We start from the raw sequence: 24,377 nt of genomic DNA, 5'->3' as shown, positions 1-24,377 counted from the left end.
TTTTTCACTTTTTGCGAGACACGAGGGCAGACGCCTTTTCTGCCTTTTTCTTGTTGCTGATGACATGTTTTAGAATATCGTATACTTCTCCCTCATCTTTTTTATTCATTGCATAGTAGGTTGGAATATAGACTTTTTCTCCTGTGAAAGTAAGGATCATATAAGCTGGTGTATGAATCCACAGAAATCCTACAGGGAAGCTGCTTGTCATTGATACCTTCTGCACTTCATGAAGGCTGAATTGCCTGTTCTTAACTTTAATTATGTAATCATCGTAGCTTACGATCGTCTTATCCCTTAAAAGAAGGATCATGTACAAAATGAAATACCTGCCAAAGTAAGGAATCCCAACAATCCCTGCAAGAATAAAATATATCCTATTGGAAATGGCTTCACCCTCGTTCAGTCCCGCCAAGATTAAAAGAATGCCTACGAGGACAAAGCCTCCAGTCAATATAATCCGGTTCAGTATAGTCGACGTTCTATATGTAACACTCTTCATAAATCACCTTTTATTATCATGTTAATACTTTTTTTCAATGACACTACCCTTATCTTGCTTACATAGTGACCGACAATCTCCACAAAAAAATAATTCCCGCTACAGCTAAACCCGATAACACAGCCTTCTTACTGATTTTGTCGCCCTTTTCAATACTGGCCCTTAAGGAAATAGAACCAAAGATCAAAGTCAAACTGGCAAGCATCAAGAAAATGCTGGCATACAATTCATTTCCTTCGAGATGAACGACACCTTTTTCGTCCTTTGCATAATACGCCCATATTAATCCCTATAATAGTAACGACACCCAGGATGCCTGATAGATAACCTAGTATTTTCTTAGACATTGAATCACCTTCTTATGACATGTTACTAAGTCTCGAAAATCAAATCCTTTACAATAATCCACCAAGCTCCACTTTATATAGAAACTGAAACTGCTTTTCCAGAACCCTATTTGGAATAAGCGGGAATAGTGCATCACGAAGAGTGACAGTAACGCGCTCATTCAACTGGGCCACCATTCCAATCCGGTTCGACATATTCGTAATTTGCCTGGTCCGGACGGTTCGCTCTTGTTCATATCCTACCAACGCCTCTTTAATATTGGAATTTCGTTTCAAATGGCTAGCCAGTATGACTGCGTCTTCAATAGATTGCCCGGCCCCTTGCCCCATGTTGGGTGTCATGGCATGAGCCGCGTCTCCGAGTAAAACAATGCGTTCGAATGCGAAGCGGCGGATTGGCGGCAGATCATAAATATCATGGTGGAGCAATTGGTGATTGGAGGTTTGCTCTAGTATTTGAGGAATCGGATTATGATAGCCTTCAAAAATCTTCATCAAGTACCGGGTAGTAAAGGCTTTTAATTGGGAATCGCGGGCTTTAGCATTCACGCATGCGTACCAATAGATCCGGTTTTCCGGCAAGGGAACCACTCCAAAGCGGCCGCTGCGTCCCCAAGTTTCTATAAATACATTCGGATCATAATCACGCAAATCCGGTCCGGCCTTCACAACTGCCCTCCAGCAAGTGTATCCTGCATATCGTGGTTTTGCGTTCGGCAGCAGAGTTTCGCGAATGGTGGAGTATACACCGTCGGCGCCAATCAGCAAATCCCCTTCCTCCGTTGATCCATCTTCAAACCATACTTTCACCCCGGAGTCATTTTGTTCAAAACGATGACAAGTCTTTCCTGTGTGGACAATTTGCTCCGGACCTATGGCGCTCATGAGCAACTCCAGGAGCTTCCCTCTCTCAATCGTAACATTGGCAGGTCCATACTTTTGGCTAATGACGGCTGTGTCCGTCCGCTGCAGGATTTTTCCTGCAGGCGTAAGGATGCGAAGCTCATCCAACACCTTCCCTTCCCGAAGCACTGAATCACCTACACCAAGCTGCTGCAATGCCTGAACAGCATTCGCTCCAATTCCGAGCCCGGCACCTGCGAAACGCACCTCCGGCTTGCTTTCAAACACCATCACATCCACCCCGATTTTGCGCAGGGCAATGGCTGTGCTCAGCCCCCCGATACCAGCACCAATAATGATTGCTTTCATCGTCTCACTGCTTTCCAATACATGTGATCCAGCCATTTAATCGCTATAATAGTAAGACGGCCTTCCGGAAATCTTCCACCATTGATATATCGTAATTGAAATTCTTCTTAAAGAATTACTCTACAGTTGAGATGATGTTTTATTATATGCCTCCAAATTTCCAATCCGTCTTCATTGCATAGTAATATTCTGGTTTCCCCCATAAAACTGTACGTCCTAAAATACTATTAATCTCGCGAGATGAAAGAAAGTGGAAGCAGAGGGACAGACCTTTCGCTTCCAAAAGTCACTCACCAAAAGGTGTATAACGTCCCCTCGCTCCCCATTCAGGATTCTTTATCTCCCATGCGCTTTTCCCAATTCAACTTTAAGTCAGGTGTCGCATGAGGAATCACATATTCCTTTATAACCTGGTTCACCTTTTCTTCACCAACCAGGTTATAAGTAGGAAATTTGATTTTGCTATTGTTTGAGGTTTGGACCACAAGATACTTTAAGCTGGACCCTCCCCATTTGATCTCTCTTATTTCATTAATTGGCACACTGCCTTTACGGCCTTTCATCAATCCAGACTCAATCGTTAATAATGTCTTACCTGAAAGGATTACACTTATGAGCTTGATTAAGAAAGAGCCTGTAAATATCAATCCAATCATTCCGATGATAATACCTATAAAACCTCTTACGAAACCTGAATCAGGCACTACAACAAACAGAACAAAGGCGGAAAGCATAGTACCAAATAACGCAGATGACACCAGGCAACCTGCACCTGGATTCGTGTAGACAATCTCAACCTTTCCTTCTGAAACCTTTATATTATGTTCTTCCTGCATAACATTATTTTTATCGTTCATAATCATTGTTTCCTTTTCTGAAGCAGAGGGAATGACCAAGCAGGCTAAAGAAACTTCCCTGCAGACCGACCTACATAAGCCATATTGGCAACCATACTCCTCCGTGTAATTGTTAATATTAGGATACATGATTTTATTGGTAATTTATAGTTAATTCCCATGCCCTACTAAACTTCCTGACTATGGAAAAATCAATGGAACATATTCTCCATTGATTTTTGTTGAGATTTAATTGTATTCGCTAATTAAAATCAATCATTTATAGCATTATCTGGTAAAATGGATTTTAAAAATTCAGTTCCTCACTAACGAGCACAATTATCGGGGGTAGAAAAAAGTATGGATATATTAATTAGAAACGCTAAGCAAAGCGATTACGAGTCATTGTTGCCTTTGTTTAGACAGGTTCATGATTACCACGTTGTTGTAAGACCAGATGTGTACAAAGAAAATTCCACTCCAGTCGAACAAAAATTTTTTGAAAGCCAATTGATTGATAACAAGCAGCACATTCTTGTGGCTGCCTTAGGCAATGATCTAGTTGGCGTTGTAGTGACAAAGGAAGAAGAAGTAACCGAAAATACGTTTGTAAAAGCGAGAAAAGTATTATATATAAAGAGTTTATGCGTTGCTGAAACACATAGAAAAAAAGGGATCGGCAAAAAGCTAATTAAATACGTTTTTGATTTTGGAAGAAGCATCGAGGTTGATAGTATTGAATTGGGAGTAACCGAGGAAAATACATCTGCCATTGAATTTTACAGATCAATTGGGATGACAACGAAGAGTAGAAAAATGGAGATAATATTGAAATAACGAAGAAAAGGCTTGGGATGTTCCCAAGCCTTTTCTTCGCCAAAAACAATTTAAGAAAAGAAGCAGAAGGTACGTCCCTTTGCTCCGATTATGCAAATTTTTCTGATCAGTAAAGCCATAGTTAATTGTCAGGCTGGTTTATTCGTCTAGCATTTTCTCATCCATTATCACTAGATTTCTCTATTACTGGTTAGAAGTCTATTAAAAAATGTGCTTTACACTTGGTGTGCTTGTCCATTCTGAAAAATAACTCAAGCATATAATGCTAACAAAAGGAGGTGATTCAAATGGGAGACAAGAAAAAGCACTATAAAGAGTCCGGGGAATATGATAAGTATGAGAAACACGAGAAGAAAAAAGACAAAACGGAAGTTGAATTCGAAAAAGACGGTTTCAATGTAAAAATCAATATCTATAACACCTGGACAAATGCCAACGATGGAAGTACTGCAGCTGGGGATGTTGCAGCACAGCAAGGTGGCGAAGCAGCTGGCCGTGACCAGGCATCAAGGGGTGCCGAGCTAGAAAATACTAAAGCTGGTGATGATCTAGCACAAAAAGGCGCTGAACTGGAAAACACAAAAGCTGGTGATAATTTGGCACAGAAAGGCGGTGAAATCAACGAAGGCAGAAATGTCGCACACAGAGGCGGTGAAATTGAGGAAGACTAATGACCGTCGCTGATGCGATAGTAGACTAGGGACTTTAGTTCCCTAGTCTATTTAAACAGAAGCAGCGGGACGTACTTTTGCTTACAAAAAAGAAGCAAAAGGTACGTCCCCTTGCTCCGCTAATCTCTTTAATAGTTGTTTTCTGTTAACTAATTCACTGTAATTGCTTGCTCTTTATGATCGTGAATCTCACCCTTTTCAACATGAACCTTTATATGATAAGTCCCTGATTTCGGGAAAACTTTTTCATAAATATAGACACCATTTTCTATTTCAGTTCCATCGACAAATTCATGATTGGAATCCTCGCCATGCCAAATCTCAAATCGGACTGCTGCGTCTGTTAAAGGCTGATTTTCGTTTTTAATTTGAGCTGATAGACTCACTTTCTGATTCGCTTTAGGATCTTGGTTAGTATCCAGTTCAATTGATACATGACTATGATGGTGGTCACCTTCTGTTGTTTCCCCGTTATCATGGGAGTCTGTAGTGTCACTATGTTGATGTTCTGTTTCCCTGCCAGTTTCAGCAGGATTTCCAACCGTTATTTTTTCACTTGGCATATTATGCATGGACCTTGCCGTAACATGAGCCGTTACCATATACTCCCCGTCTTCTTTAAAGGTTTTCTTAATTTCATACATACCTTTTCCTTGATGAGTTGCCTCAATCATTTCCGAATCCTCGTCTCCAACTTTGCGCACTTCAAATTTGACTTCATCTGCATCTTCCACTTTTTCTTCACCTTGCGTAACTTCCGCTGCCAGAACGACTTCGTCACCTATAAGAATATCTCCTGGAGCAATGAGGTCAACTTCCAATAATTCCGGTTCTTCCTCATTGTTTACTCCTGATTCTGAATTAGAGCATCCTGTCATCATAAAAAATAGAGAAATAATTAGGATCAGAAATTTTTTCATTTAAACACTCCGTTCAATCAATTTGTTAGTTGTAGTTTTAAGGAATCGTGGATTTGTCTTAATCGGGTTTGTTTTTACTGTTTCCACTTCTTCAAACTCCTTTATTAATGATTCAAAAATATCATTAATCATATTCTGCAACTGTGAGAAAAGAATGAACTTTTGTTTGAAATTTAATATCTTTATAAAGATCGTTCTCGACATTAAAAAAGCAATGGAACTTAATCTCCATTGCTTATCGGCTGATATTTAATTGTGATCGCCAAGGCTCCCCACTCACTTAAATCTACTCCACTCTCCTAGCCGCCTGCTGAATAGGATCCCACACCCCATTATACGGTGGAGCATACGCCAGATCTAAATCAAGCAGCTCTTCGGTCGTCATCGAATGGAATATGGCCGTCGCTAGTACATCGGTTCGTTTATCGACACCATTTTCTCCAATAATTTGCCCGCCAAGAACCTTATGTGTTTCTTTATTATAGACAAGCTTCAATTTCATTTTTTTATCATCCGGATAATATCCAGCAATGTCAGATGCAGTAATGGTTACAGAGCCATAGGGGATGTTCAGCATTTCGGCCTCTTTTTCTGATAGCCCTGTTCTCCCCAGGGTTAGATCGAAAAATTTAATAATGGAAGTGCCGACAATTCCTTTAAACGTTTTATGTACATCAACCATATTCAATCCGGCGATTTGTCCTTGCTTGTTGGCATGTGTGCCCAATGGGACATGGTCATCCTTTTCTTTTACCCGGTGATATTGTGTGGCACAATCTCCTGCTGCGTAGATATCCTCCACACTGGTTTGCATATAGGCATTTACCTGGATTGCACCATTCCCAATGGTTTTGATTCCTGTTCCTTCTAAAAAGGATGTATTGGGTTTCACACCTACAGCGACTAGCACCAAATCTGTTTCATACTCTCCTTTATCGGTTTTCACCGATTCCACATGGTCACTTCCGCCGAATGCTTCCACGGATTCACCCATTTTCAACACAATGTTTTGCTTTACTGCTTCTTCATGAATCAGTTCGGCCATGTCTGTATCAAATATTTTGGCTAATTGCTCATTTCTTTCAATGATCGTGACCTTCTTGCCAAGCTCCGCAAAACTCTCGGCCATTTCAAGCCCAATGTATCCGCCGCCAATTACCGTCACATTATTTATATCTTTTTCGAGATAATTCATGATTTCCTTAGCATCAGGGATGGTCTTTAATGAGAAAATACCTGGAAGTGTCACACCCTCCCACTTTGGAATGACCGGGCTTACACCAGTTGCAATCAAAAGGCGGTCATATGGCAGGCTGAACGTCTCACCATTACTATGGTTTATTCCACTGACCATTTTATTTTCCACGTCTACCTTCTGGGCCTCATGAAATACACGTGCATCAATGCCATACTTCTCTTTAAAAGTAGATTGAGTACGCGCGATTAAACGGTCTGTGGACTCAATCTTCCCACTGATCACATAAGGCAGGCCGCATTGACCGTACGAATACACGCCACCCTTTTCCAATACAGTGATCTCATGACCAGAGCTATTCCGCACCATTTGCATCGCAGCACTCATACCCGCCGCATCTCCACCAATAATAAGTATTTTCATCTTCATCCCTCCATTCCTTGTGTATCCATTTATGATTGAGTTTTAAACATTAGCATTATGTATAGGTCTTTGAGATAGAAGAAGGTAGTAAGGAGATGCCTATAAGAATGCAATTGAGCTAAACCCTTTATTATTTTTTTAAGTTGATGAATTTATTAAGAGGTTGATGCAGCATTAAAAGAACAAAAACATAATAGAATGCGAATTTTTGTAAAATATTATGATGACGCTAGTGAGGCATTCATGATGGTAGGTCCAGCGCTGTACTGAGAAGATAAATTAAGTTATTTAATAAACTATTCTTAAGATATAAATTTCGCGAATAATTTAATAGTGATATAATATAGTATATTTTTCCTGGAGGTTAAACATATATGGCATTTATTGACGATCATCCATATTATAATGCATACGAGCATGATACATATAAAGTCGATAGACTACCTTACTATTTTCATAACGATTTGAAGGGCTTCATTCATTCACAATTAAGCAAGTTAGATGATGATGAAATTCTAGGTACAGCCTTACAGTTGCAACATCAGTTAGCAGCACTTGCTGGTATTGAACCTGCATATCCGGGTCCTTATGAACATTTGAATGATGAAATTATTAGGGCATTCAGGCGGTTAGCTGAATTCCCTAACTCAATGGATGGTTTGGGTATCATTCTTAGTGTATTTGGGGACGAGGAAAGCTTTGAATCATTTTTAGAAAAGCAAGAAATTGGATACCTAGCTTCGTTGTGGAGAGGACAAGTTACCTGGAATATACGCGAAGATGTTGAAAAACCTTATGAAAAAATCGAAGAAGTAATCCCCTTAATCCCAAACCAATATAAAGATACCATTTCCAATCTACAACAGGCTATAAGGATGTTTGCAAATGCTGATGACGATAAGTCCCGAAAAAGTGCCCTTCGAGATTGCATTTCAGCTGTAGAGGGATATCTTAAGTCGGTTACAGGGACAAAAGATTTCGCTCAAGCAGATGCAACAATTAATAATATGAATCTCTCTGACCCTATTATCACTCGTGATGCCTTGAGGATCTGGAGGCACATTCACAACAATCTTCTAGACGTTAGACATGGAAATAACGAAAATATTTCACGGTTAGGGATTGAGGAAGTTACTTATTATATAGAACGATTAATGGCCTATATTAAGTACATTAATAGTAAGATAAGGTAACACACATTACAAAAAGTTCTGAAAAATTGTATTATACGAACACTATTTATTTTTATCTCATTGGTGAGGTGTAGCTATAAGACTGATGGACGAATCCACAGTCTTATAGTTACATATTTTCACAATTAACGGGACATCTGAAAACCGCCCCCTTTTCCCTCGAAAAAAATATGGCTTAATTCAACAAACCGAAATCAACTCTTAAAGCTCCTCAAAATAACGCTCCTGGAACTTCTTATTCAGAATCCCTGTAAAATAAGCAATCGGATTCTTTACTTCCACCTTCGACTTCAGCTTCCGGACGAGCTGTTTGAAGGAGTCGAGCGACACGGATAACAGGAGATCCGTGTCTTTTTCATAGTTGTTACGGTATGCAGCGACCATACTCATCCGCCAGAATTCTTCGATCGACTTTGCGTTTGGGTAGAAGTATTTTACAAAATTGACAAAATCGCTTGGAACCCGGTCACTGACAAAAAGATACTCTTCCAGATCTTTTTCAGCAACTGGTTTTACCTCCTGAATTTCGGATGATTGTTCTTCGGCAGCCTCTTCTTCACGTTTATTATTCTTTTTTATGTTAGTTTCAGAAGGAGTGATAGTTTTATTTTGGTGGCTCAATTGATCGCCATCCGGTAGTTCATTCATCGGGAAACGATTGAATACATACAAGTTGCTAGACTGTGAGCCATTCTTGCGCGCAGTTTCATATACAGTGAAAATACCAATTTCACTAGCCTTCAGGATCATCCTTTTAAAAGTAGAACGGGAAATCCCCATCTCCCCATACTTCTCATAAATCGCCTTAAGGACCGTCCCGATCTTGGCATTCGCCACCCCAGGAACCTTCGCAGCAAAACGAGCCAGCCGCTTCAACCCAATTAACTCACCCTTACTGAAAAAACGCTTCTTATCCTCCATCCACATCTCAAAATGATTGTTAAACTCCTTCAACGAACCAAACTGGGAATACCCCGCAAAACTCTCAATAACCGCCGATTTAATTGTCATGCTAATGCACCACCCTTTCACCCTTTATATATGGATGTAAGGGTGGAAAGGACAGGGTGGGATAGGGAGGATTGTGGCGTTTTTGTGACACTTATAAAAAGGACATACTGATACGTAATTTACGCCAAGAGTGCACTTTCCTTAAAGTCATATCTCTGAAATTGTTATATAAACTAAAAGCTTTAATGTCGCTCTTGTGTCCTACTGTTTATCAAACCTCTATCTACAAGCCTATAAAGAATCAATTATACGATTGTAACTTTATTCCAGAGGGGGTATAATTGATGGAAGATATTCCAATTCAATTGCAAAATAGAGTTGATAGCATGGATTTTATTACGGTAGATTTTGAGATTGCGAATAATAGTTTGAGCAGTGCTTGTTCGATGGGGCTCACCTTTGTCCAAGACAACAAGATAATTGATGAAAAGTATTATCTTATACACCCACCTTCAATGGACTTTGACGATGAGATGAGTGCGTTACATGGGATTGAGCCTCAACATGTCCTTTCAGCACCAAAGTTTAATACTATTTGGGAGGAAGTCAATCATCATTTCAATGATACTTTTATCGTCGCACATAATGCACAATTTGATATGAGCGTCCTATACGCTTGTCTTTAAAATCATATTTAACAAAGCACAAAAGCATTCCGGTGAGAAAGTTCTCTGAACTCAAACCACAAACACATCTCTTCAAAAGAAAAACCTTCAATAGAGTTAAGCCATCCGAGATAACATCCACTGTAGACCACTTCAACGAGGAACACCCTTTTTACAATAAAAACTTTGTATTTACTGGTGAACTCCAGGCTATTGACAGAAAATCCGCCATGCAGAGGGTTGTGAACCTAGGAGGGATAATTAAATCCGGGGTTTCAAGTAAAACTGATTACGTCATTGTTGGGCAGCAAGACAAATCTTTGGTCGGTGAAAAAGGATTAAGTTCAAAAGAAGTAAAGGCTTATAACCTTATAGAGCAAGGAATGGAGATCAAAGTACTTAATGAAAACGAGTTTACAAATTTACTAAATGTACAAACTGAGGTGTAATCATGAGAGAAGCACTGCATGTTATAGACAAAGAAGTCATCACACTCCCCCATTCAACAGATGAAGATAGGGTTAACAATTTAAAGAAACTAGCCCAGAAAAATCTTTTTACATGTCCCTATTGTCAGGCTAAATTAATTGTGAAGGCTGGGGATGAGCGTGGGCTTTATTTTTCACACCTGCATTCTGAAGCATGTGAGCCGTCTAAAAAAGTCGATCAAGCTGAGAGAAAATATAAAAGACAAACTGAGAGAGAAACCAAAATTCATACTGTAATAGTCAACATACTACATGATGAGCTATCTACACAGGCCAAAATAAGAGCAAACATAAGTGTAGAATATGGATACAAAGCAAAGTTTGACTTAAAAGAGTTTCCGGATATTTGGGTTAAAATAGGAGCTAAAGAATTCGCTCTCTCTGTCATTACAAATGTATCCTCTTCTTCTGATGGTAAACTTTCTAATCAAATCATAAAAAGACACCAATATTTTAAGGAACAAGGAATGGAACCAATCTGGTTCATTGAGAAGAAAGAGCAATCAGTTGAAATGGAGAAGAACGCCATTGTTCTTTGGGATGCAGAATTAGCAATCTCTTCAAAAGCTGAAGAAGATCACCTGTGGGATAAGTTACTTATGCAAGTCATTAAGGATCGTGAATTTTTCACCTATTTCAATTATCCTTTTTACAATGATAGTGTAGAAATTGATGTAAGAAGTTTGTATTATATCTATTCCAATGATGATAAGATCGTTGTTAAAGTTCAGCGATTCTTAAAAGACCGGACTGATAAGCCATATCGAGCATTTCTTCTAAATAGCGGATATGAGATTCCCTTTTCGGAAGCTCTGATTATTAAAGAGGGGTTCCTATTAAGCAACTCCATTTCAGAGGATGAACATCGTAAAAACTTCCTTAATCAATCCCAAAAATTAAAGGAATCATTTTTGGCGGAACAAAGGCGACAGGAGAAAGAGAGACAACAAGAGAAAGAAAAGAAAAGACAATTACTACAACAGTTATTAGACCAAAAACAGCACACATCTTCAAAAAAGATTGGAGAATATTTATCATATGCTGATCTTAAATCCCTATTGCGTGAAAGAATTAATTTAAAGCAACGAGAACAGATGGAGCTATGGAATTATTTTATGCCCAAAATGGGCTTAAACAACTCAGCATTAGTATGGAACTTAGTGGTGGAATATGACTGTATAACTTTTGACGAATTAAGAATTGTACTTAGAAACTATTTGCGTAAAAGCTAAAAGGAAGGCTCCTATCTAGAGCCTTCCTAACTTTTGTTATCCATTTTCTTTTGTTTTTTTATAATTAAATTTAGAATCGTGAGAATTGGTAGTTTTTTCTGCGACTGAAAGCGTTTGTTGACTGCTTTCTAAAAAGAACTTTTCTAGCTCCTCATCACAACAAAATACATAGCAACCCTTCATTCCACGGGTCATTAAGGTTTTATACGTATTTTTAATAAGAGTTTCAAGTGGGTCAGTATAACCTTTTTTGGGTTTAGCTGGTTTGGCACCAATATCTTTAAACTCATCACGTCGGACTATTAGTGACCCAGTTTCTTTATTGTAACCCAAATCTTTACCTATAATAACCCCTACATAATCCATCTCTAATCCTTGTACTGTGTGGATACATCCTATTTGATGTGAACATTCTGGGTGAATTGCCCAGTCTATACGTTTGCTATCATTCCATGGATAAGCAAAATTATGTTCTTCAATTATTACATCTTTAGAAAGTTCTCCATTTACCAAATTGGTATTCCATTTCCATGCATATCCAGCCAATAACCTTCCATTTCTTTTATTTACTATCTCATCAACAAGCTCGTGCGGACTTGAAACGACTTTGAAATCAAAATCACCTTCTAATTGCTTTTCAGAATCACTATTTCCAAAGATTCCATCAAGCCAAGAAATATAGTTACCTGAACCTGAGCAACGGTACTGTGAATCAAGTTCAATCAAATGAACTTGAGCACCTAACTTTTTCGCTTCATCCTGGATTAGTTCTACACTACCAATATCTTTTTTTGAAACAATTTGAAGGTCATCAACAAAGAACACACTAATTTTAGAGGATCTGATAATCTGTGTAGCTTGGTTTTCACCTTCTATTTTCTTTTTCATATGACCATGAACTTTTAATCGGTGAGCTTCATCACAAATTAAAACGTCAAAGTAATTATTAGGAGTCTCAACATATGCAGCAGAACTTTTAAATAGGTCTCTAACCTCAACATGACCAGAAACACCAATTAATTTTTTTCGCAGAATTTCTCTAAACGACTGATTCGGTGTAATGTATTCTACATAAGAACTTGTTTGCAATATACTACTCAATAAATTTAAGCCTATCACAGATTTACCTGTGCCTGGCCCACCTTTAATAATAATCACATGATTGCCTAATGAAGCTGCTTTTATCTGATTAAATTTACTTAATACTTTTTCAAAAGCTACTTTTTGCTCATCTAACAGAATAAATTCTTGATTTCCTTCTATAAGTGAGGCTACCGTATCAACTAGTTTTTTTGACGGACGAATTTTGCCACTTTCAATAGCGTCAGCGATTTCTTTTCCTTTACCTTCAGATACTAACTCCTTAATGTTACTAGCTAACTCACGGTCGTTGAACTGAAAATATATAGGCGATTCTTTAATATATTTGTCATATCTTTTGTCGAGTAAAGGTTCGTCCATTGTATCCTTAATATAGTTATGTAAATATGCACATGACTTTAGAGAAATGGATGAGTCCTCATATAGAGATTCATTAAAGTTTTGGAGATATTTTTTATAAGAACTTGCCTGATAAGACGGATGCACTGTCTCCCTTTCTCTCTTGCCTAAAAAGGTAGAAACAATTCCGTCACCTTCTGCAACTTTCGCCTTCTGCCACTGCTTAAGTTCTATAATAATCGCATTCTTATTGCCTTTGACATCCTTGCCTGCAATTAAAAAGTCTATCCTCTTCTCTGTTGATGGAAGCTTATACTCGAGTAACACATGGGTATCCCCTTTCAAGTCAGCATCTCGTAAAACTCGTGCCATTTGGGGTAATGAATTCTCCCATGAACGTAATTCACTTTCTGATACAACCTTGTTCATTCTAGAAAGAACATTTTGCTTTAATACATAACCAATGTTTTTTTCATAAATATGGTTTAAGAAGTTTGATGATGTTTCATTATATATTATCATCCTTTATGTCCTCACTTCATTATAATCCTTGATCAGCGCTGCATATAACCAGCCCTGGTAAGAGGTATGAGTAGTTGCACTCCTCTGTTGTGACCATTTGAACAATAGCCTCATTGCCTTCAATCTTCTCAACACTTTCCGATTTCTTAACTCAATATGACAATCGATTGTTTAGCCTCCTACTCCGTACCAGAGATAAGGAAATCCACACGCTTCGAGGTGTGAGGAATCTTGAACTCAATTGCAACGCCAGCATCCTTAGGAATCTCGTTGTCACTCAACACCCTATACATATACTGCATGGATTTGTCCCAAGACCGAACCTCCCGCTCATTAATCCGGCCAATCTTACTGTTATAATTGCTGACAATATTGTTCACCAGCTCATCATCAAAAACATCCTTCAAGAACTCGTCCTTCGTTGCCTCATAAACGATCAACTACCCTCAACCCTTCTGCACGGGATACTTAAGCGCATTCTTCTTCATCTTCTTCAAAACTTCCTCTTCCAGATCTATATCCATTTTGTCGGCTAACTGAACAAGATATATTAAAATATCAGCCATTTCTTCTTTGATATTTTGTTCTGAATCTCTTACTGCTTCATCACTGGTTTTCCATTGGAAGTTCTCCAGTAGTTCATTTGCTTCAAGGGATATAGATATCGCTAAGTCTTTTTCATTGTGGTATGGCTTCCAGTTGCGTTCGTCGCGGAAGTTTATTATTGTTTTGCGGATATTATCCAATTCTTGCTCACTCCAGTGGTTTACTTAATTTGTAAGTATAACTATTTTTATTCTATCATTCTTTATGTTTTGAGAAGAGTATTGTTAAAAACTTCGAATAAAAAAAGAGCCAAATCCCTGTATTCGGAATTTGACCCTGTATAAAACTTTTATGATGAGACAGCAGAACCTTATGAGAAAATCATTGCACTTCAGTGTCACCGTGTTTAGTTTTTAATTAATAAAACTACTCAGTTAATGGGCTATACCTATAATCAATACCTTCTATATCAAAAACGTATTTCTCCATACACCCAAAAAGAGTTTCATCAAATATTGCGATATTATAACCATATTCACTGAGGGTACTTTTATATTTGATCCCCTTATAGCTCTTTCCATCTTTATGTATGATACTTTTAATAAAATCAGCAATATATTGAGTCGGAAGGTAATCCAGGGTGCTATCTGCTCTTCTAAGAGGCTTTGCAATCTCATTACTAATCTTTTTTAAATGGTTTTTATTAATAGCAAGTTGTGTAATGCTTATATCCGTAAAGGGACTTATCTTGTCAAGAGAAGTAAAGTCTATAATTGTGATGTCCTCTTTTAAAATGAATTCTCCAACAGTTACATAATCATATGCTCCTGCTCTAACCTCATAAAGAGTAGTTTTAATGTCTTCTGATAAATATAAGTAGTTAATACCTAGGGGGTTAACTCGACCTGCTGAAGCTTTACCAGGAGGAGGGGCACCCATTTTGTCAATTGTATAACCATCCTCGGACGATATTCTTGCTCTATATAGCTTTGAACCCCGTTTAATTGGTCTTTCAATATACGAACATAAAACCTTTAATACTTCAGTGTTAACAAAATTAGTGTGGAAGCGAATATTAGTTTTAATTTCATCAACAAAATTTTCCCATTGATGATTTTTAATAATAGAATTTGATTCAAGGTAATTATAGTCGATCAGTTCTGGGATACCGATTGGGGAATCAAATAATTCCGGTGTTTCCTCATATTTTTCGTAACATATACTTTTAATTAATGAATATATTTTCTCACTACTTATATTGAAGATGTTCCATTCGTTAAATAAAACATCTTTCAATAGATTTAACTTTTCTTTTGGATACTCTTCTGGCAGCATACTTAATGGTTTGTATATATCCAATAGTTCGTTAAAATTATCAACTAATTCCCCATTTGTTTCTGTGTCGTAAATATACACGTCCTTTTTGTTACAAGTCTCACATGTCCCTTTTTTATGTAAGCTTTTAATAATCCCCTTTATCTCAGAATCCTTGAAGCATTTTTCGCAACAAATCATCTTTTCTATTCCTCCAAAAATTTGTTGACTAATTCAATGTGGTGCATTATCGATAATTTCTTTACTGTACCTAATCCTGGATAGGTTCCAGCATGGTAATGCTTCTCAAACTCCTTCATACCATATGTTTCAAGATTCACTTTGGATTGCCAATCCATAAGTTTTTCTAAAGCTTCATAGAATTTTCCTGCAGGGTCATTTATATCCTCATTTGAATCCGAAACAAAGTGTTTTATCCTAAGGCTATTCTCATCATCAAAGTAAACAACATGGATGACTACAGCATATGGAGCAAATCCAGATTCAGAAAATTCTGCCCCTACAATAGAATAATCTGAAAAGCCTATGTATCCATCATCATCAAAATAAATATGGTCCTCAGAAAATGACTCATCTTCTAAATCATAGTAATCTGAATTTCTTTGTTGCTTTGTAAATCGGTCTGCAAACAAGACTTTATTGTACCTAATTTTCCTTCTCATGCTACTTTCATCAGGTATAAGAGTCAAACTTGGCTTTTCGTCATCAAAAATTTCTAGGTAGTCACTAACATAGTCTCTATCTTTTAAAATTAGTAATAAGTCAGTTTTATTATGACCATCAGTTATTAATTCTGCTATCTCTGTTTTACTATTTTTATTTAATATATGTGATAAAATGACATATTCACTATTAAAACAATCCATTAAATTCTCCTTTAATGGGCTATGTGAAAGATTAGAAAGTGTAGACAAGTAATTGCCAACTTGAGGGTTATGGATTAATGCAATTTCTTTATTTTTTTCTACAAAAAGATTTATAGTTTTTAAGAGAGTGGATGAAGGTTTAACCGGTTCTATAATTGGTATTACTTTAGTTCCGATCAAATCATTTTCTAATAGTTCTCTTATAGCTATTAATTCAAACTGACGACCTCTAAGGTATGGTAAGTACACTCTATTCCCTCCACTTCGTATTTAGAAAAGTAAATAGTTTTGAGTAATCACTTTTTTTGAAACCGGAAAATATATTAAAAATTTTAATTCATATGGTACTTTTTTATATTCCTCTTTTACCACATTATTCCTCTTTTTTAATTCACTAATAAAAAATTTATATAGAGTATTAACTTCAATTTGAGCAAACATATTAAAGCATTCTTTATAATGATTAACTTGTGTTGTTAACGGTAGGTATCCATAATATTCTTGTAAAATATTTTCAAATTCGTATTTCCTTAATAATTTAAACATAGTTGTATGATCTAATTTAGAATTATCCTCAACAGGTTCTTTTCTAATGCTTATTGTATCCCTATCTGTTAAAACATAAATTCCAACGTTTGAATTACTTAAGAGGTCATTAAGTTTTTGAAAACTCGATTCAGGTGTTACGACGCATACATGTTTAAATGCTTTATAGTAGTCATTTATTTGGCTATTCAATCTTTCAAAAGTATCTAATCCCGTTTTTATCTCATATACAATTGCCTTACCATTAATTAAAATAAAATCTGCCTTTGACTTATTAACCGGAATTTCAGTCAATGCAGTTGTGGTATTTATACTGTGTTTACCAAGCAAAAGTTTATTGAGAAGGGTATTTTTATAAAAGTATTCATTTCTATACTGTTTTTTTAAGTATTTATAAATTTCATGCACTAATGAATTATTGTCCTTAGCTTCCACATCTTGTAGATATCGCTTTATACAAACATCATACAAAGAATTTTCATGATTATTTATAAGGTCCATAAAAATACTTTGAGTAAAGAATCTATTCAAAATAATATTATTACCCGTATCCATGACCCTCACCTTACTTATTTTATATTCATAAATATAATATCACAATAAACCAGGATTTTATGAAAATTACCTTCATGTATACAGATTTTGAGAAGACAGATCTTAATATCTCACAACTTTGATTTTCTTCCCGACACACCGGTTAGCTTAGTCTTCAGTTATAATTTATGATCAGCTACCTTATAAGTAAAAAGAAGACCTTCCTGTTAAATAAAAAGAAAGGCCTTCCAGATAAATTATAGATCAATTCAAAAGGAAACAGTGGCCGTCCTTCTCTATATCACAGCACCAAAATGTTTTTTCTACAAAAAGAAATTCTTCCCTTCCTTCACTTCCTCCGCCTTCCCAAAAACCCCCTTAGCCACAGCCAAATCAAAATGAGCCGCCCCAACCGATTTAAATATAGTAATATCCTCAACTCCCCGTTCAACCGGATTCACATAAAGTTCAGCTAATGTTCCAGAAAGCTGATCAAACGACCACTTCCCTCGTTGGACTGCATCAATGAACTCCCCAGCTTCTGCTTTCATCCCCTCATAATCATCTGCATAAATCAATGCTGCTTTTTCAATCGCCCCCACGGGAATTTCTCGCATTTCGGGTAGGTAGCTGCCCACTCCAATAATATGTGTTCCTGCTTTTACATAATTTGCATCAAACACTTCTTCGGTTGACCGTGTTGCGCAGCAAATGACGTCGGACTGGGCGACGGCTTCGTTTCGGTCGACTCCGGTATGGACCTTAGCGGTAATGCCCGCCTCTTTCAGCTTTTCACCGAATGTATATGTCTTTTCAACCGTACGATTAATTAAATAGATGTCCTGAATCGGCAGTACGTTCACGATTCCTAGTACTTGCTCGAAGGCCATTCCGCCTGTGCCAATGACGGTCAGCACTTGGCTGTCGGGCCTGGCGAGGTGGCGGGCTGAGATGGCACTTAATGCTCCGGTTCTCAATCGTGTCAGATAGGAAGCGGACAGTAAGCTGATATGTCTTCCTGTTTGTAGTTCTGTGAGCAAAATGGCTCCTTGTGTGGTCGGTAGATCAGCTGTGCTGTTATCGGGAAAAATCGAGACAATTTTGGTCGCTGCCATGGATGTTCCATCTGAACTTGGCATATAGAGAACAGATCCGTTGCGTTCGGGGACATTCAATACCGTTCGATGAGGATTTTCAACGCGCCCTTCATGAATCGCCACCAACATGGCTTCGACATCTTGAATGGCATCTTCGATTTTATAGATGGATTGGATTAGTTGTTCGTTCAGAATAAGCATATAGAATCTCTCCTTTTATGAAAAAACTCGGCCAATTATTTGGCCGAGCTCATTTTACCAGTGATCACAGTTGGTTCAACACGGCTTTTCACTGCCCAGATGGCAATCAGTGACACCACAGCAGTGAACATGATGTAAAGTGCAACTGGGACGTAGGAATTATCGAATGATGCGAGCAGCGCGGTGGCAACGAGCGGTGCTGTACCGCCAGCGACTGCGGCCCCGATTTGATAACCTAGTGAGACCCCGGTATAGCGGACCTTGGCATCAAAGATCTCAGAGAACATCGTTCCAAGTACTGCTGTAATCGGAGCCCAAATGATCCCCAGGCCGATAATCGTCGCCAAAACCAGCATGAACACACTGCCTTGGTGAATCATCCAGAAGTATGGGAAAGCGAAAGCCATCATCGCCAATGTACCGGCGATATACATTTTCTTACGGCCAACGCGGTCTGACAGACTTCCCATGATCGGAATAAGGATCGTCGTAATGACAGTTGATACCATGACAGAACCTAACACAGCGGAGCGGCTGAAACCTAGAGTGCTTGTCGCATAGGAAACAATGAACGTACTGAAAATATAGAATGGAGCTGTCTCCACCACTTTCGCACCGATTGTGATCAGTACTTCTTTCCAGTAATAGCGAAGTGTATCAACGATTGGAAGCTTTGGAATTTCACCTTTTTGCTGAACTTCCTTGAATTCTGGTGTCTCATCGATTCCTTTTCGGATCCATAAACCAAAGACTACAAGCAATGCACTAAAGATGAATGGCACGCGCCAACCCCATGTCATGAATTGCTGCTCAGGCAATAAGCTCATGATCCAAAGAGCGAGTGTACCCATCACCATTCCGATCGTCACACCCATTTGTGGAATGGAACCGAAGAATCCTCTGCGTTCTGGTGGAGCATACTCAGTCGCAAGCAACAGAGCTCCTCCCCATTCCCCGCCGATTCCAAGCCCCTGGATCAGACGAAGGGTAATCAAAATGATAGGTGCAGCTACGCCGATTGCTTGATATGTAGGCAAGATACCCATTGCGAATGTCGCAGCACCCATCAAGCTCAATGTTAAAACGAGTGTCTTTTTCCGGCCGATACGATCTCCGATATGACTAAAAATAATTCCTCCAAATGGCCGGATGAAAAACGAAAGGGCAAACGATGCATACGCTAAAAGCAAGCCTACTGTTGGATCCTCGTTGACAAAGAATAATTGGTTAAATACAAGTGCAGCCATTGTTCCATACAAGAAATAGTCAAACCATTCAATGGAACTGCCAACAAGGCTGGCAATCAATACACGCCAAGTCGTTTTCTTATCCAATTGTTGCATTTCCTCTACCTCCCATTTTAAAATTGAAGTGACACTTTAATTAAATTTTAGATAATGGTTAATATTCTGTCAACTTTATTCAAACTGACACAATCTTAATTTTAGGAAAAAAGAGAAAGGTGAATTTTTATGATCGGTGTACGACTGAAAGAAATCCGTAAAGAGAAGAAAATGACCTTGAAGGAACTTGCAGAAGGGGCCGGTGTGTCCATCAGCTTTTTATCACAGGTAGAGCGTGGAAAGTCCAGTGTCACATTAGAATCACTGCGGAAAATATCAGAAGTTCTTGGCGTCAATCCAAGTATCTTTTTTTCCAGTAATACTGAGCCTGTGAGTGAACCTTCATTTCATTATCAAGACCTAACACAGCAAGTCCCAAACCCAGACTTTCATCCCATACTCGTCACTCTCCCCGCAAACCAAAGCGACGGACAACCTTTTTCACATAGCGGCCATGAATTCGTCTATGTAATAGAAGGAACTTTAACGCTGCAAGTAGGCACCAAAATGATTGAACTCCAACAAGGAGAATCCTGGTTCTTTTCCGCCAGCGAAACACATTATTGGTACAACCATACAGATCAGACGATCAGATTCCTCGTCGTCTCATCCAGATAAACACACGGACGGTTCTTCCGTCCCAGGTAGTTAATAAAAAAAGCGTTGTAAGGAATCATTCTTGCAGTTTTTTGGACTGTCCAACATCAAGGATTTATAATCATCACCAGTAATCTTTACTATTGTTAAGTAAATAAAAAATGGTTTCCTCGTCTGGAAACCATTTTTTGTAGATGGTGATACCAATTCGTTTTCTCTTTTACGAAAGGAAGCTAAACAATTACTATTCACTGTCTCAGTAGATGCAAAAAATTCTTAAAGATAGAGGTGAGATTGATTGTTTTTTCTCCTAGAAATAATGACTTAAATAATATATTGTATACCTAAAACAATGAAAGCCCTACCTCTCTTTCATCCTTACGGCTCCTAGTCCGTGCCAGTGTGAATCAGGGTTGCAAAAATCAAGTGACTATTTTATCGAGTTATTTGATGAAACTTCAAACGTTCGTATAGGAAATTTAAGTAATAAAAATGGATTAGATTTTAGATAAAACAAAAGAGGTTAATGCTCTAAAGGTGAGTTGGAGAAGTTGAATGTCTTTGAAGATGTATTAAAGAAACCTTAACAGAAACTTTTTATTTGATTTTCAGTAATCCCTTTAATTAATTCCAGTTCACTAATCAAAAATTTATGTGCGTTATCTAACATTGTTTTTTCGCTTGTATTAAGTGCTTTTTCTTTCTTCATACGCATTAAATCACGTACAACTTCAGTACATTCTTGTATTTTACCTGTTTTTATTTTGTCCGTGTTCACTTTATACCTTTGTTTCCACGGCAGTAATCTATCAGTTTCTCCATGATGAAAAATGTTTATGATGTGTTTTAATGCAATTATGTCAGTAACAGGTCGTATATTTGAACTCAATATTTTACCCGCAGGAATCATGACTTGCATATTACCGATTAACATTTTTATGACATAATATTGTTGTTTTTTCCCTGATATTTCCTTTTCTTCTATGGCTTTTATAATACCTACTCCGTGCATTGGATAAACAATGTTATCGTCAATTTGGAACAAATAATCCACCTCCATATTTGGTAACCTTCTTAACCTTAACACATATATTATTTTTTATCAAATTTTTAATAATATCATAAATTTAATTTTAGTGTCAACTACTTTTTCTTTAAAATTTTAAAAAAATATAAACAATAGAAATCGCGAGACACTGGGAGACACTGGGACGGTTCTCAAGTATCATTCGGGAACCGAAATAGTTAAGAAAAACACTAATGAATTTTGGTTAAGCCCTGCCATACAAAGATAAAAAGATGCCGAAGATTATATGGTTGAATTCTTACAATTCACGAGACGCCGGTACCGTCCCCTTGTCGCATAATGATAAGATGGTGCTAAACTGAACTATCTTTTTGAAATGAGGTATGCCATTTGATAGTATTCGAAACCGAACGTTTGAAAGTCCGCTGGCTGGAAGTTAGTGATCAAGAGTTTATCATTAAGTTGCTGAATGAACCAGGATGGCTAAAATATATTGGAGATAAAGGCATTCGGTCGCTTGGGGATGCTAAGAAATATATTTTGACCGGGCCAAGAAAAGTGTATGAACGAGTGGGGTTCGGGCTTTTTATGGTTGAACTAAAAGAGAGCCAACTGCCGGTTGGTTTATGCGGTTTGATTAAACGCGATGGACTGGAGGATGTCGATATTGGATATGCCTTTCTTGCCGAACATCAATCAAAAGGATATGCCTTTGAATCAGCAAACGGAACATTGGAATATGCCCGTAAACTAGGTTTGGATCGGATCGTTGCAATTACAACCAAAGACAATGCTTCCTCCTCAAAACTCCTTGAAAAGCTTGGTATGAGTTTTGAAGGATACGTGACTCTTCCTCAAGGCGATGAGGAGCTTAAGCTTTACGCCATTAACATAGCAAAATAATGGGTTCAGAAGCAAAGGGATCTTTTGCTTCCAAAATTACAAAAAAGGAGTAAAAGGTCCGTCACCCTTCCTCCCTGTTTGCTGCGTTTGCTCCATCTTTCTGTACAAGATTAGGCTCAAGTTGTCTCTTTTGATCCTACCCATGCATCGGTATCATATCCCCTAACTTGCCAGTAGCCTTCGTGGACTAGTATAAGGATAATATTTTTGAAGTTTTTTGCTCCGCTGAGAGGATCTGTCACCCCCGCTACACTAAACCTCCATCCTCCACCCCGACACAGCGAGCCAGCGCTCATACTGTTCATATTCAGGCATGGTTTTTCCGACAAGCCGCCAAAATGAACGGTCGTGATTCATATGGACCATATGGCACATTTCATGGACGACAACATAATCAATCACTTCCATTGGTGCCATGGACAGCTTCCAATTGAATGTCAAATTCCTCATGGAATCACACGTTCCCCAGTTCGTCTTACTGTCCGTGATTCTAATCGAGCGCGGCTTTATTTTGAATTCAGTTTGATGAAATTTAACCCGTTTTTCGACTAATGCCTTGCACTGCTGATAGTAAAATCGCTTTAGAGCCTGTTTGATGCTCTCTTCATTTTGCTCTTTCACGTATACATGGAGCTTGTCTGCCTCGAACACGGCATTGTCTTTTTCGATATCTGCATCCTGGGAAATCAGAATGTGATAGAGCCTGCCCAAGTATAGAAATTGTCCGCCTGATCCGTATTCTTTTTCCCTGCCGGCTGAGGCCCGGTCTTTCATTTCCTTCGCCCTTTGCAGGATCAAGTCCCATTGGCCTTCTAGGATTTGAAGCACATTTGCATCTGAGGTCCCCTTAGGAGCGTGGACTTCGACATGGCCGTACAGATCCATATAAATGCCGATTGTTTTCCGATTTTTAAAAATCACATCATACCCGATTGTTTCACCTAAAAAAGTATGAAGCATGTCATCACCTGCATTTTATTCTACAAATACGCCCCAGCCATCAGAATGGCCGCCGTAAGGCTTGCTTATTTTATCCAGCTTTTCCTGCACTTTTTTTAATTCGCTATGGTTAAGGAGCATCTTTTTCGAGCAACTGCAAGCCCACTCATCTGTCTCATCATCCTGCTCGAGTAAGCCATGAAAGCCTTCTTCCTTCAATACTGGCAGAAGCTTCTCGCCAGTTGCCTTATCCGGCACAGCTATAAAAAACTCGACTGGCTGCGGCTTTTTAAAACTTATTCCTTCATTAAACAAACTGCGCAATGCTTCTCCATCCGCGTCGTTTGGAAATTTCATCATCCATTCCTCCATTTGTGTGCCTTCTATGTTGTCATTATCATGCACTTGCTAAATTTCTGCTAATCATTTGATTTTGAGATTGGTGTGTTATACTGTAAATAACCTTTTGCTTTAAATTTTTTACTTTACCGGTTCCATGCCCCTACTCGTTCGTTGAGTAGGGTTTTTTATTGCTGTTATTTTTAAAAATAAAAAACAGACCCTTTTGGAGTCTGTTTCGGTATGCTATATCAAAATTAAGCTTTTTGAACGTTAGCAGCTTGAGGTCCACGTGCACCTTGCTCAACGTCGAAAGTAACTTTTTGACCTTCGTCTAATGATTTGAAGCCTTCAGATTGGATTGCAGAGAAATGAACGAATACATCTTCTCCACCTTCGCGCTCGATGAATCCGAAACCTTTTTCTGCGTTAAACCATTTAACTGTACCTTGTTCCATGTTTGTTGCCTCCTAGTGCTAATGCACATTGTATTACTATCCTTGCCCAAAGTGATCATTAGAACGAAGAGTCGAACTTTACACCGAACAAAAATAATTCTACCTAAGAATAACAAGATTTAGGAAAAATTGCAAGGGACTTTAGTTGGATGAGAACGTTACGAAGCAGAGGGACGTACCGAGACCAGTGAAAAACCACTCTTTTTTCTTTC

General features: G+C 38.2%; 25 protein-coding genes and 1 pseudogene. 8 read left to right on the top strand and 18 right to left on the bottom strand.

The window, feature by feature from the left end; all coding sequences use genetic code 11:
* Window positions 1-4: 4 nt before the first annotated feature.
* From FOF60_RS02830 to FOF60_RS02820, 3 genes are all read right to left on the bottom strand, one after another.
* Window positions 5-502, bottom strand: a complete 498-nt coding sequence (locus tag FOF60_RS02830; RefSeq protein WP_192469857.1) for a DUF5381 family protein — start codon at window positions 500-502, stop codon at window positions 5-7.
* A 395-nt stretch (window positions 503-897) separates the two neighbouring features.
* Window positions 898-2,061 (bottom strand): FAD-dependent monooxygenase, encoded by a 1,164-nt coding sequence (locus FOF60_RS02825; RefSeq protein ID WP_192469858.1) that lies wholly within the window; start codon window positions 2,059-2,061, stop codon window positions 898-900.
* Between the two features lie 326 nt (window positions 2,062-2,387).
* Entirely contained in the window at window positions 2,388-2,918 is a 531-nt protein-coding gene (locus tag FOF60_RS02820; protein WP_192469859.1) for a DUF5381 family protein, read from the bottom strand.
* A 339-nt stretch (window positions 2,919-3,257) separates the two neighbouring features.
* On the opposite strand from FOF60_RS02820, the gene FOF60_RS02815 reads away from it, so the two are divergent.
* The gene (locus tag FOF60_RS02815) at window positions 3,258-3,734 is read left to right on the top strand and encodes a GNAT family N-acetyltransferase (RefSeq protein WP_192469860.1); all 477 of its coding nucleotides are present in this window, start codon (window positions 3,258-3,260) and stop codon (window positions 3,732-3,734) included.
* Between the two features lie 287 nt (window positions 3,735-4,021).
* On the top strand, window positions 4,022-4,405 hold the full coding sequence (locus tag FOF60_RS02810) for a hypothetical protein (RefSeq protein WP_192469861.1): 384 nt from the start codon (window positions 4,022-4,024) through the stop codon (window positions 4,403-4,405).
* 149 nt (window positions 4,406-4,554) lie between these two features.
* Here FOF60_RS02810 and FOF60_RS02805 read toward each other — a convergent pair whose 3' ends face one another.
* Together FOF60_RS02805 and FOF60_RS02800 are read right to left on the bottom strand one after the other, a co-directional pair.
* The gene (locus FOF60_RS02805; RefSeq protein ID WP_192469862.1) at window positions 4,555-5,325 is read right to left on the bottom strand and encodes a FixH family protein; all 771 of its coding nucleotides are present in this window, start codon (window positions 5,323-5,325) and stop codon (window positions 4,555-4,557) included.
* 286 nt (window positions 5,326-5,611) lie between these two features.
* On the bottom strand, window positions 5,612-6,943 hold the full coding sequence (locus FOF60_RS02800; protein ID WP_192469863.1) for a CoA-disulfide reductase: 1,332 nt from the start codon (window positions 6,941-6,943) through the stop codon (window positions 5,612-5,614).
* Between the two features lie 374 nt (window positions 6,944-7,317).
* Here FOF60_RS02800 and FOF60_RS02795 point away from each other — a divergent pair, with 374 nt between their 5' ends.
* On the top strand, window positions 7,318-8,136 hold the full coding sequence (locus FOF60_RS02795; protein ID WP_192469864.1) for a hypothetical protein: 819 nt from the start codon (window positions 7,318-7,320) through the stop codon (window positions 8,134-8,136).
* A 201-nt stretch (window positions 8,137-8,337) separates the two neighbouring features.
* Here FOF60_RS02795 and FOF60_RS02790 read toward each other — a convergent pair whose 3' ends face one another.
* Window positions 8,338-9,147 carry a hypothetical protein gene (locus FOF60_RS02790; RefSeq protein ID WP_192469865.1) on the bottom strand — a complete coding sequence of 270 codons (810 nt, stop codon included), beginning with the start codon at window positions 9,145-9,147 and terminating at the stop codon, window positions 8,338-8,340.
* A 284-nt stretch (window positions 9,148-9,431) separates the two neighbouring features.
* Here FOF60_RS02790 and FOF60_RS02785 point away from each other — a divergent pair, with 284 nt between their 5' ends.
* Genes FOF60_RS02785 through FOF60_RS02775 form a run of 3 tightly spaced genes read left to right on the top strand, consistent with a single transcriptional unit; the run spans window position 9,432 to window position 11,472 of the window.
* On the top strand, window positions 9,432-9,773 hold the full coding sequence (locus FOF60_RS02785; protein WP_192469866.1) for an exonuclease domain-containing protein: 342 nt from the start codon (window positions 9,432-9,434) through the stop codon (window positions 9,771-9,773).
* Complete coding sequence (locus tag FOF60_RS02780) at window positions 9,764-10,201, top strand: BRCT domain-containing protein (protein WP_192469867.1); 438 nt, start codon at window positions 9,764-9,766, stop codon at window positions 10,199-10,201. The genes FOF60_RS02785 and FOF60_RS02780 overlap by 10 nt, the downstream gene beginning before the upstream one ends.
* 2 nt (window positions 10,202-10,203) lie before the next feature.
* Window positions 10,204-11,472 carry a competence protein CoiA family protein gene (locus FOF60_RS02775; RefSeq protein ID WP_192469868.1) on the top strand — a complete coding sequence of 423 codons (1,269 nt, stop codon included), beginning with the start codon at window positions 10,204-10,206 and terminating at the stop codon, window positions 11,470-11,472.
* 36 nt (window positions 11,473-11,508) lie between these two features.
* Here FOF60_RS02775 and FOF60_RS02770 read toward each other — a convergent pair whose 3' ends face one another.
* From FOF60_RS02770 to FOF60_RS02735, 8 genes and pseudogenes are all read right to left on the bottom strand, one after another.
* Window positions 11,509-13,434 (bottom strand): DUF2075 domain-containing protein, encoded by a 1,926-nt coding sequence (locus FOF60_RS02770; protein ID WP_264647634.1) that lies wholly within the window; start codon window positions 13,432-13,434, stop codon window positions 11,509-11,511.
* Between the two features lie 15 nt (window positions 13,435-13,449).
* Window positions 13,450-13,874 (bottom strand): annotated as a pseudogene (locus tag FOF60_RS02765) (ATP-binding protein); the annotation flags it as partial.
* 6 nt (window positions 13,875-13,880) lie between these two features.
* Complete coding sequence (locus FOF60_RS02760; protein ID WP_192469870.1) at window positions 13,881-14,180, bottom strand: nucleotide pyrophosphohydrolase; 300 nt, start codon at window positions 14,178-14,180, stop codon at window positions 13,881-13,883.
* Between the two features lie 226 nt (window positions 14,181-14,406).
* Window positions 14,407-15,495, bottom strand: coding sequence for an RES family NAD+ phosphorylase (locus FOF60_RS02755; RefSeq protein ID WP_192469871.1), 1,089 nt, complete (start codon window positions 15,493-15,495; stop codon window positions 14,407-14,409).
* A gap of 5 nt (window positions 15,496-15,500) precedes the next feature.
* On the bottom strand, window positions 15,501-16,430 hold the full coding sequence (locus tag FOF60_RS02750) for a sce7725 family protein (RefSeq protein WP_192469872.1): 930 nt from the start codon (window positions 16,428-16,430) through the stop codon (window positions 15,501-15,503).
* Window positions 16,431-16,451: 21 nt separating this feature from the next.
* A complete protein-coding gene (locus FOF60_RS02745; RefSeq protein WP_192469873.1) occupies window positions 16,452-17,282 on the bottom strand; it encodes a sce7726 family protein in 831 nt (276 codons plus the stop codon).
* Window positions 17,283-17,584: 302 nt separating this feature from the next.
* On the bottom strand, window positions 17,585-18,559 hold the full coding sequence (locus tag FOF60_RS02740) for an ornithine cyclodeaminase family protein (RefSeq protein WP_192469874.1): 975 nt from the start codon (window positions 18,557-18,559) through the stop codon (window positions 17,585-17,587).
* Between the two features lie 35 nt (window positions 18,560-18,594).
* Complete coding sequence (locus FOF60_RS02735; protein WP_192469927.1) at window positions 18,595-19,893, bottom strand: MFS transporter; 1,299 nt, start codon at window positions 19,891-19,893, stop codon at window positions 18,595-18,597.
* Window positions 19,894-20,031: 138 nt separating this feature from the next.
* Here FOF60_RS02735 and FOF60_RS02730 point away from each other — a divergent pair, with 138 nt between their 5' ends.
* Window positions 20,032-20,520 (top strand): helix-turn-helix domain-containing protein, encoded by a 489-nt coding sequence (locus FOF60_RS02730; protein ID WP_192469875.1) that lies wholly within the window; start codon window positions 20,032-20,034, stop codon window positions 20,518-20,520.
* Window positions 20,521-21,082: 562 nt separating this feature from the next.
* Here FOF60_RS02730 and FOF60_RS02725 read toward each other — a convergent pair.
* Window positions 21,083-21,559: a CarD family transcriptional regulator gene (locus tag FOF60_RS02725; RefSeq protein WP_264647633.1), complete on the bottom strand. Its 477-nt coding sequence runs from the start codon at window positions 21,557-21,559 to the stop codon at window positions 21,083-21,085.
* Between the two features lie 357 nt (window positions 21,560-21,916).
* Here FOF60_RS02725 and FOF60_RS02720 point away from each other — a divergent pair, with 357 nt between their 5' ends.
* On the top strand, window positions 21,917-22,429 hold the full coding sequence (locus FOF60_RS02720; RefSeq protein WP_192469877.1) for a GNAT family N-acetyltransferase: 513 nt from the start codon (window positions 21,917-21,919) through the stop codon (window positions 22,427-22,429).
* Window positions 22,430-22,681: 252 nt separating this feature from the next.
* Here FOF60_RS02720 and FOF60_RS02715 read toward each other — a convergent pair whose 3' ends face one another.
* The 3 genes from FOF60_RS02715 to FOF60_RS02705 form a co-directional block, all read right to left on the bottom strand.
* Entirely contained in the window at window positions 22,682-23,389 is a 708-nt protein-coding gene (locus tag FOF60_RS02715) for a M48 family metallopeptidase (RefSeq protein ID WP_192469878.1), read from the bottom strand.
* A gap of 15 nt (window positions 23,390-23,404) precedes the next feature.
* Window positions 23,405-23,728: a ribonuclease E inhibitor RraB gene (locus FOF60_RS02710; RefSeq protein WP_225649788.1), complete on the bottom strand. Its 324-nt coding sequence runs from the start codon at window positions 23,726-23,728 to the stop codon at window positions 23,405-23,407.
* Between the two features lie 236 nt (window positions 23,729-23,964).
* Window positions 23,965-24,165, bottom strand: a complete 201-nt coding sequence (locus FOF60_RS02705; RefSeq protein WP_026694123.1) for a cold-shock protein — start codon at window positions 24,163-24,165, stop codon at window positions 23,965-23,967.
* Window positions 24,166-24,377 lie beyond the last annotated feature (212 nt).

The sequence above is a fragment of the Mesobacillus jeotgali genome (assembly GCF_014856545.2).
In the GTDB taxonomy this organism is placed as follows: Bacteria; Bacillota; Bacilli; order Bacillales; family Cytobacillaceae; genus Mesobacillus.
The sequence above is the reverse complement of the archived record's forward strand: the minus strand, read 5'-3'. Positions and strand labels throughout refer to the sequence as shown.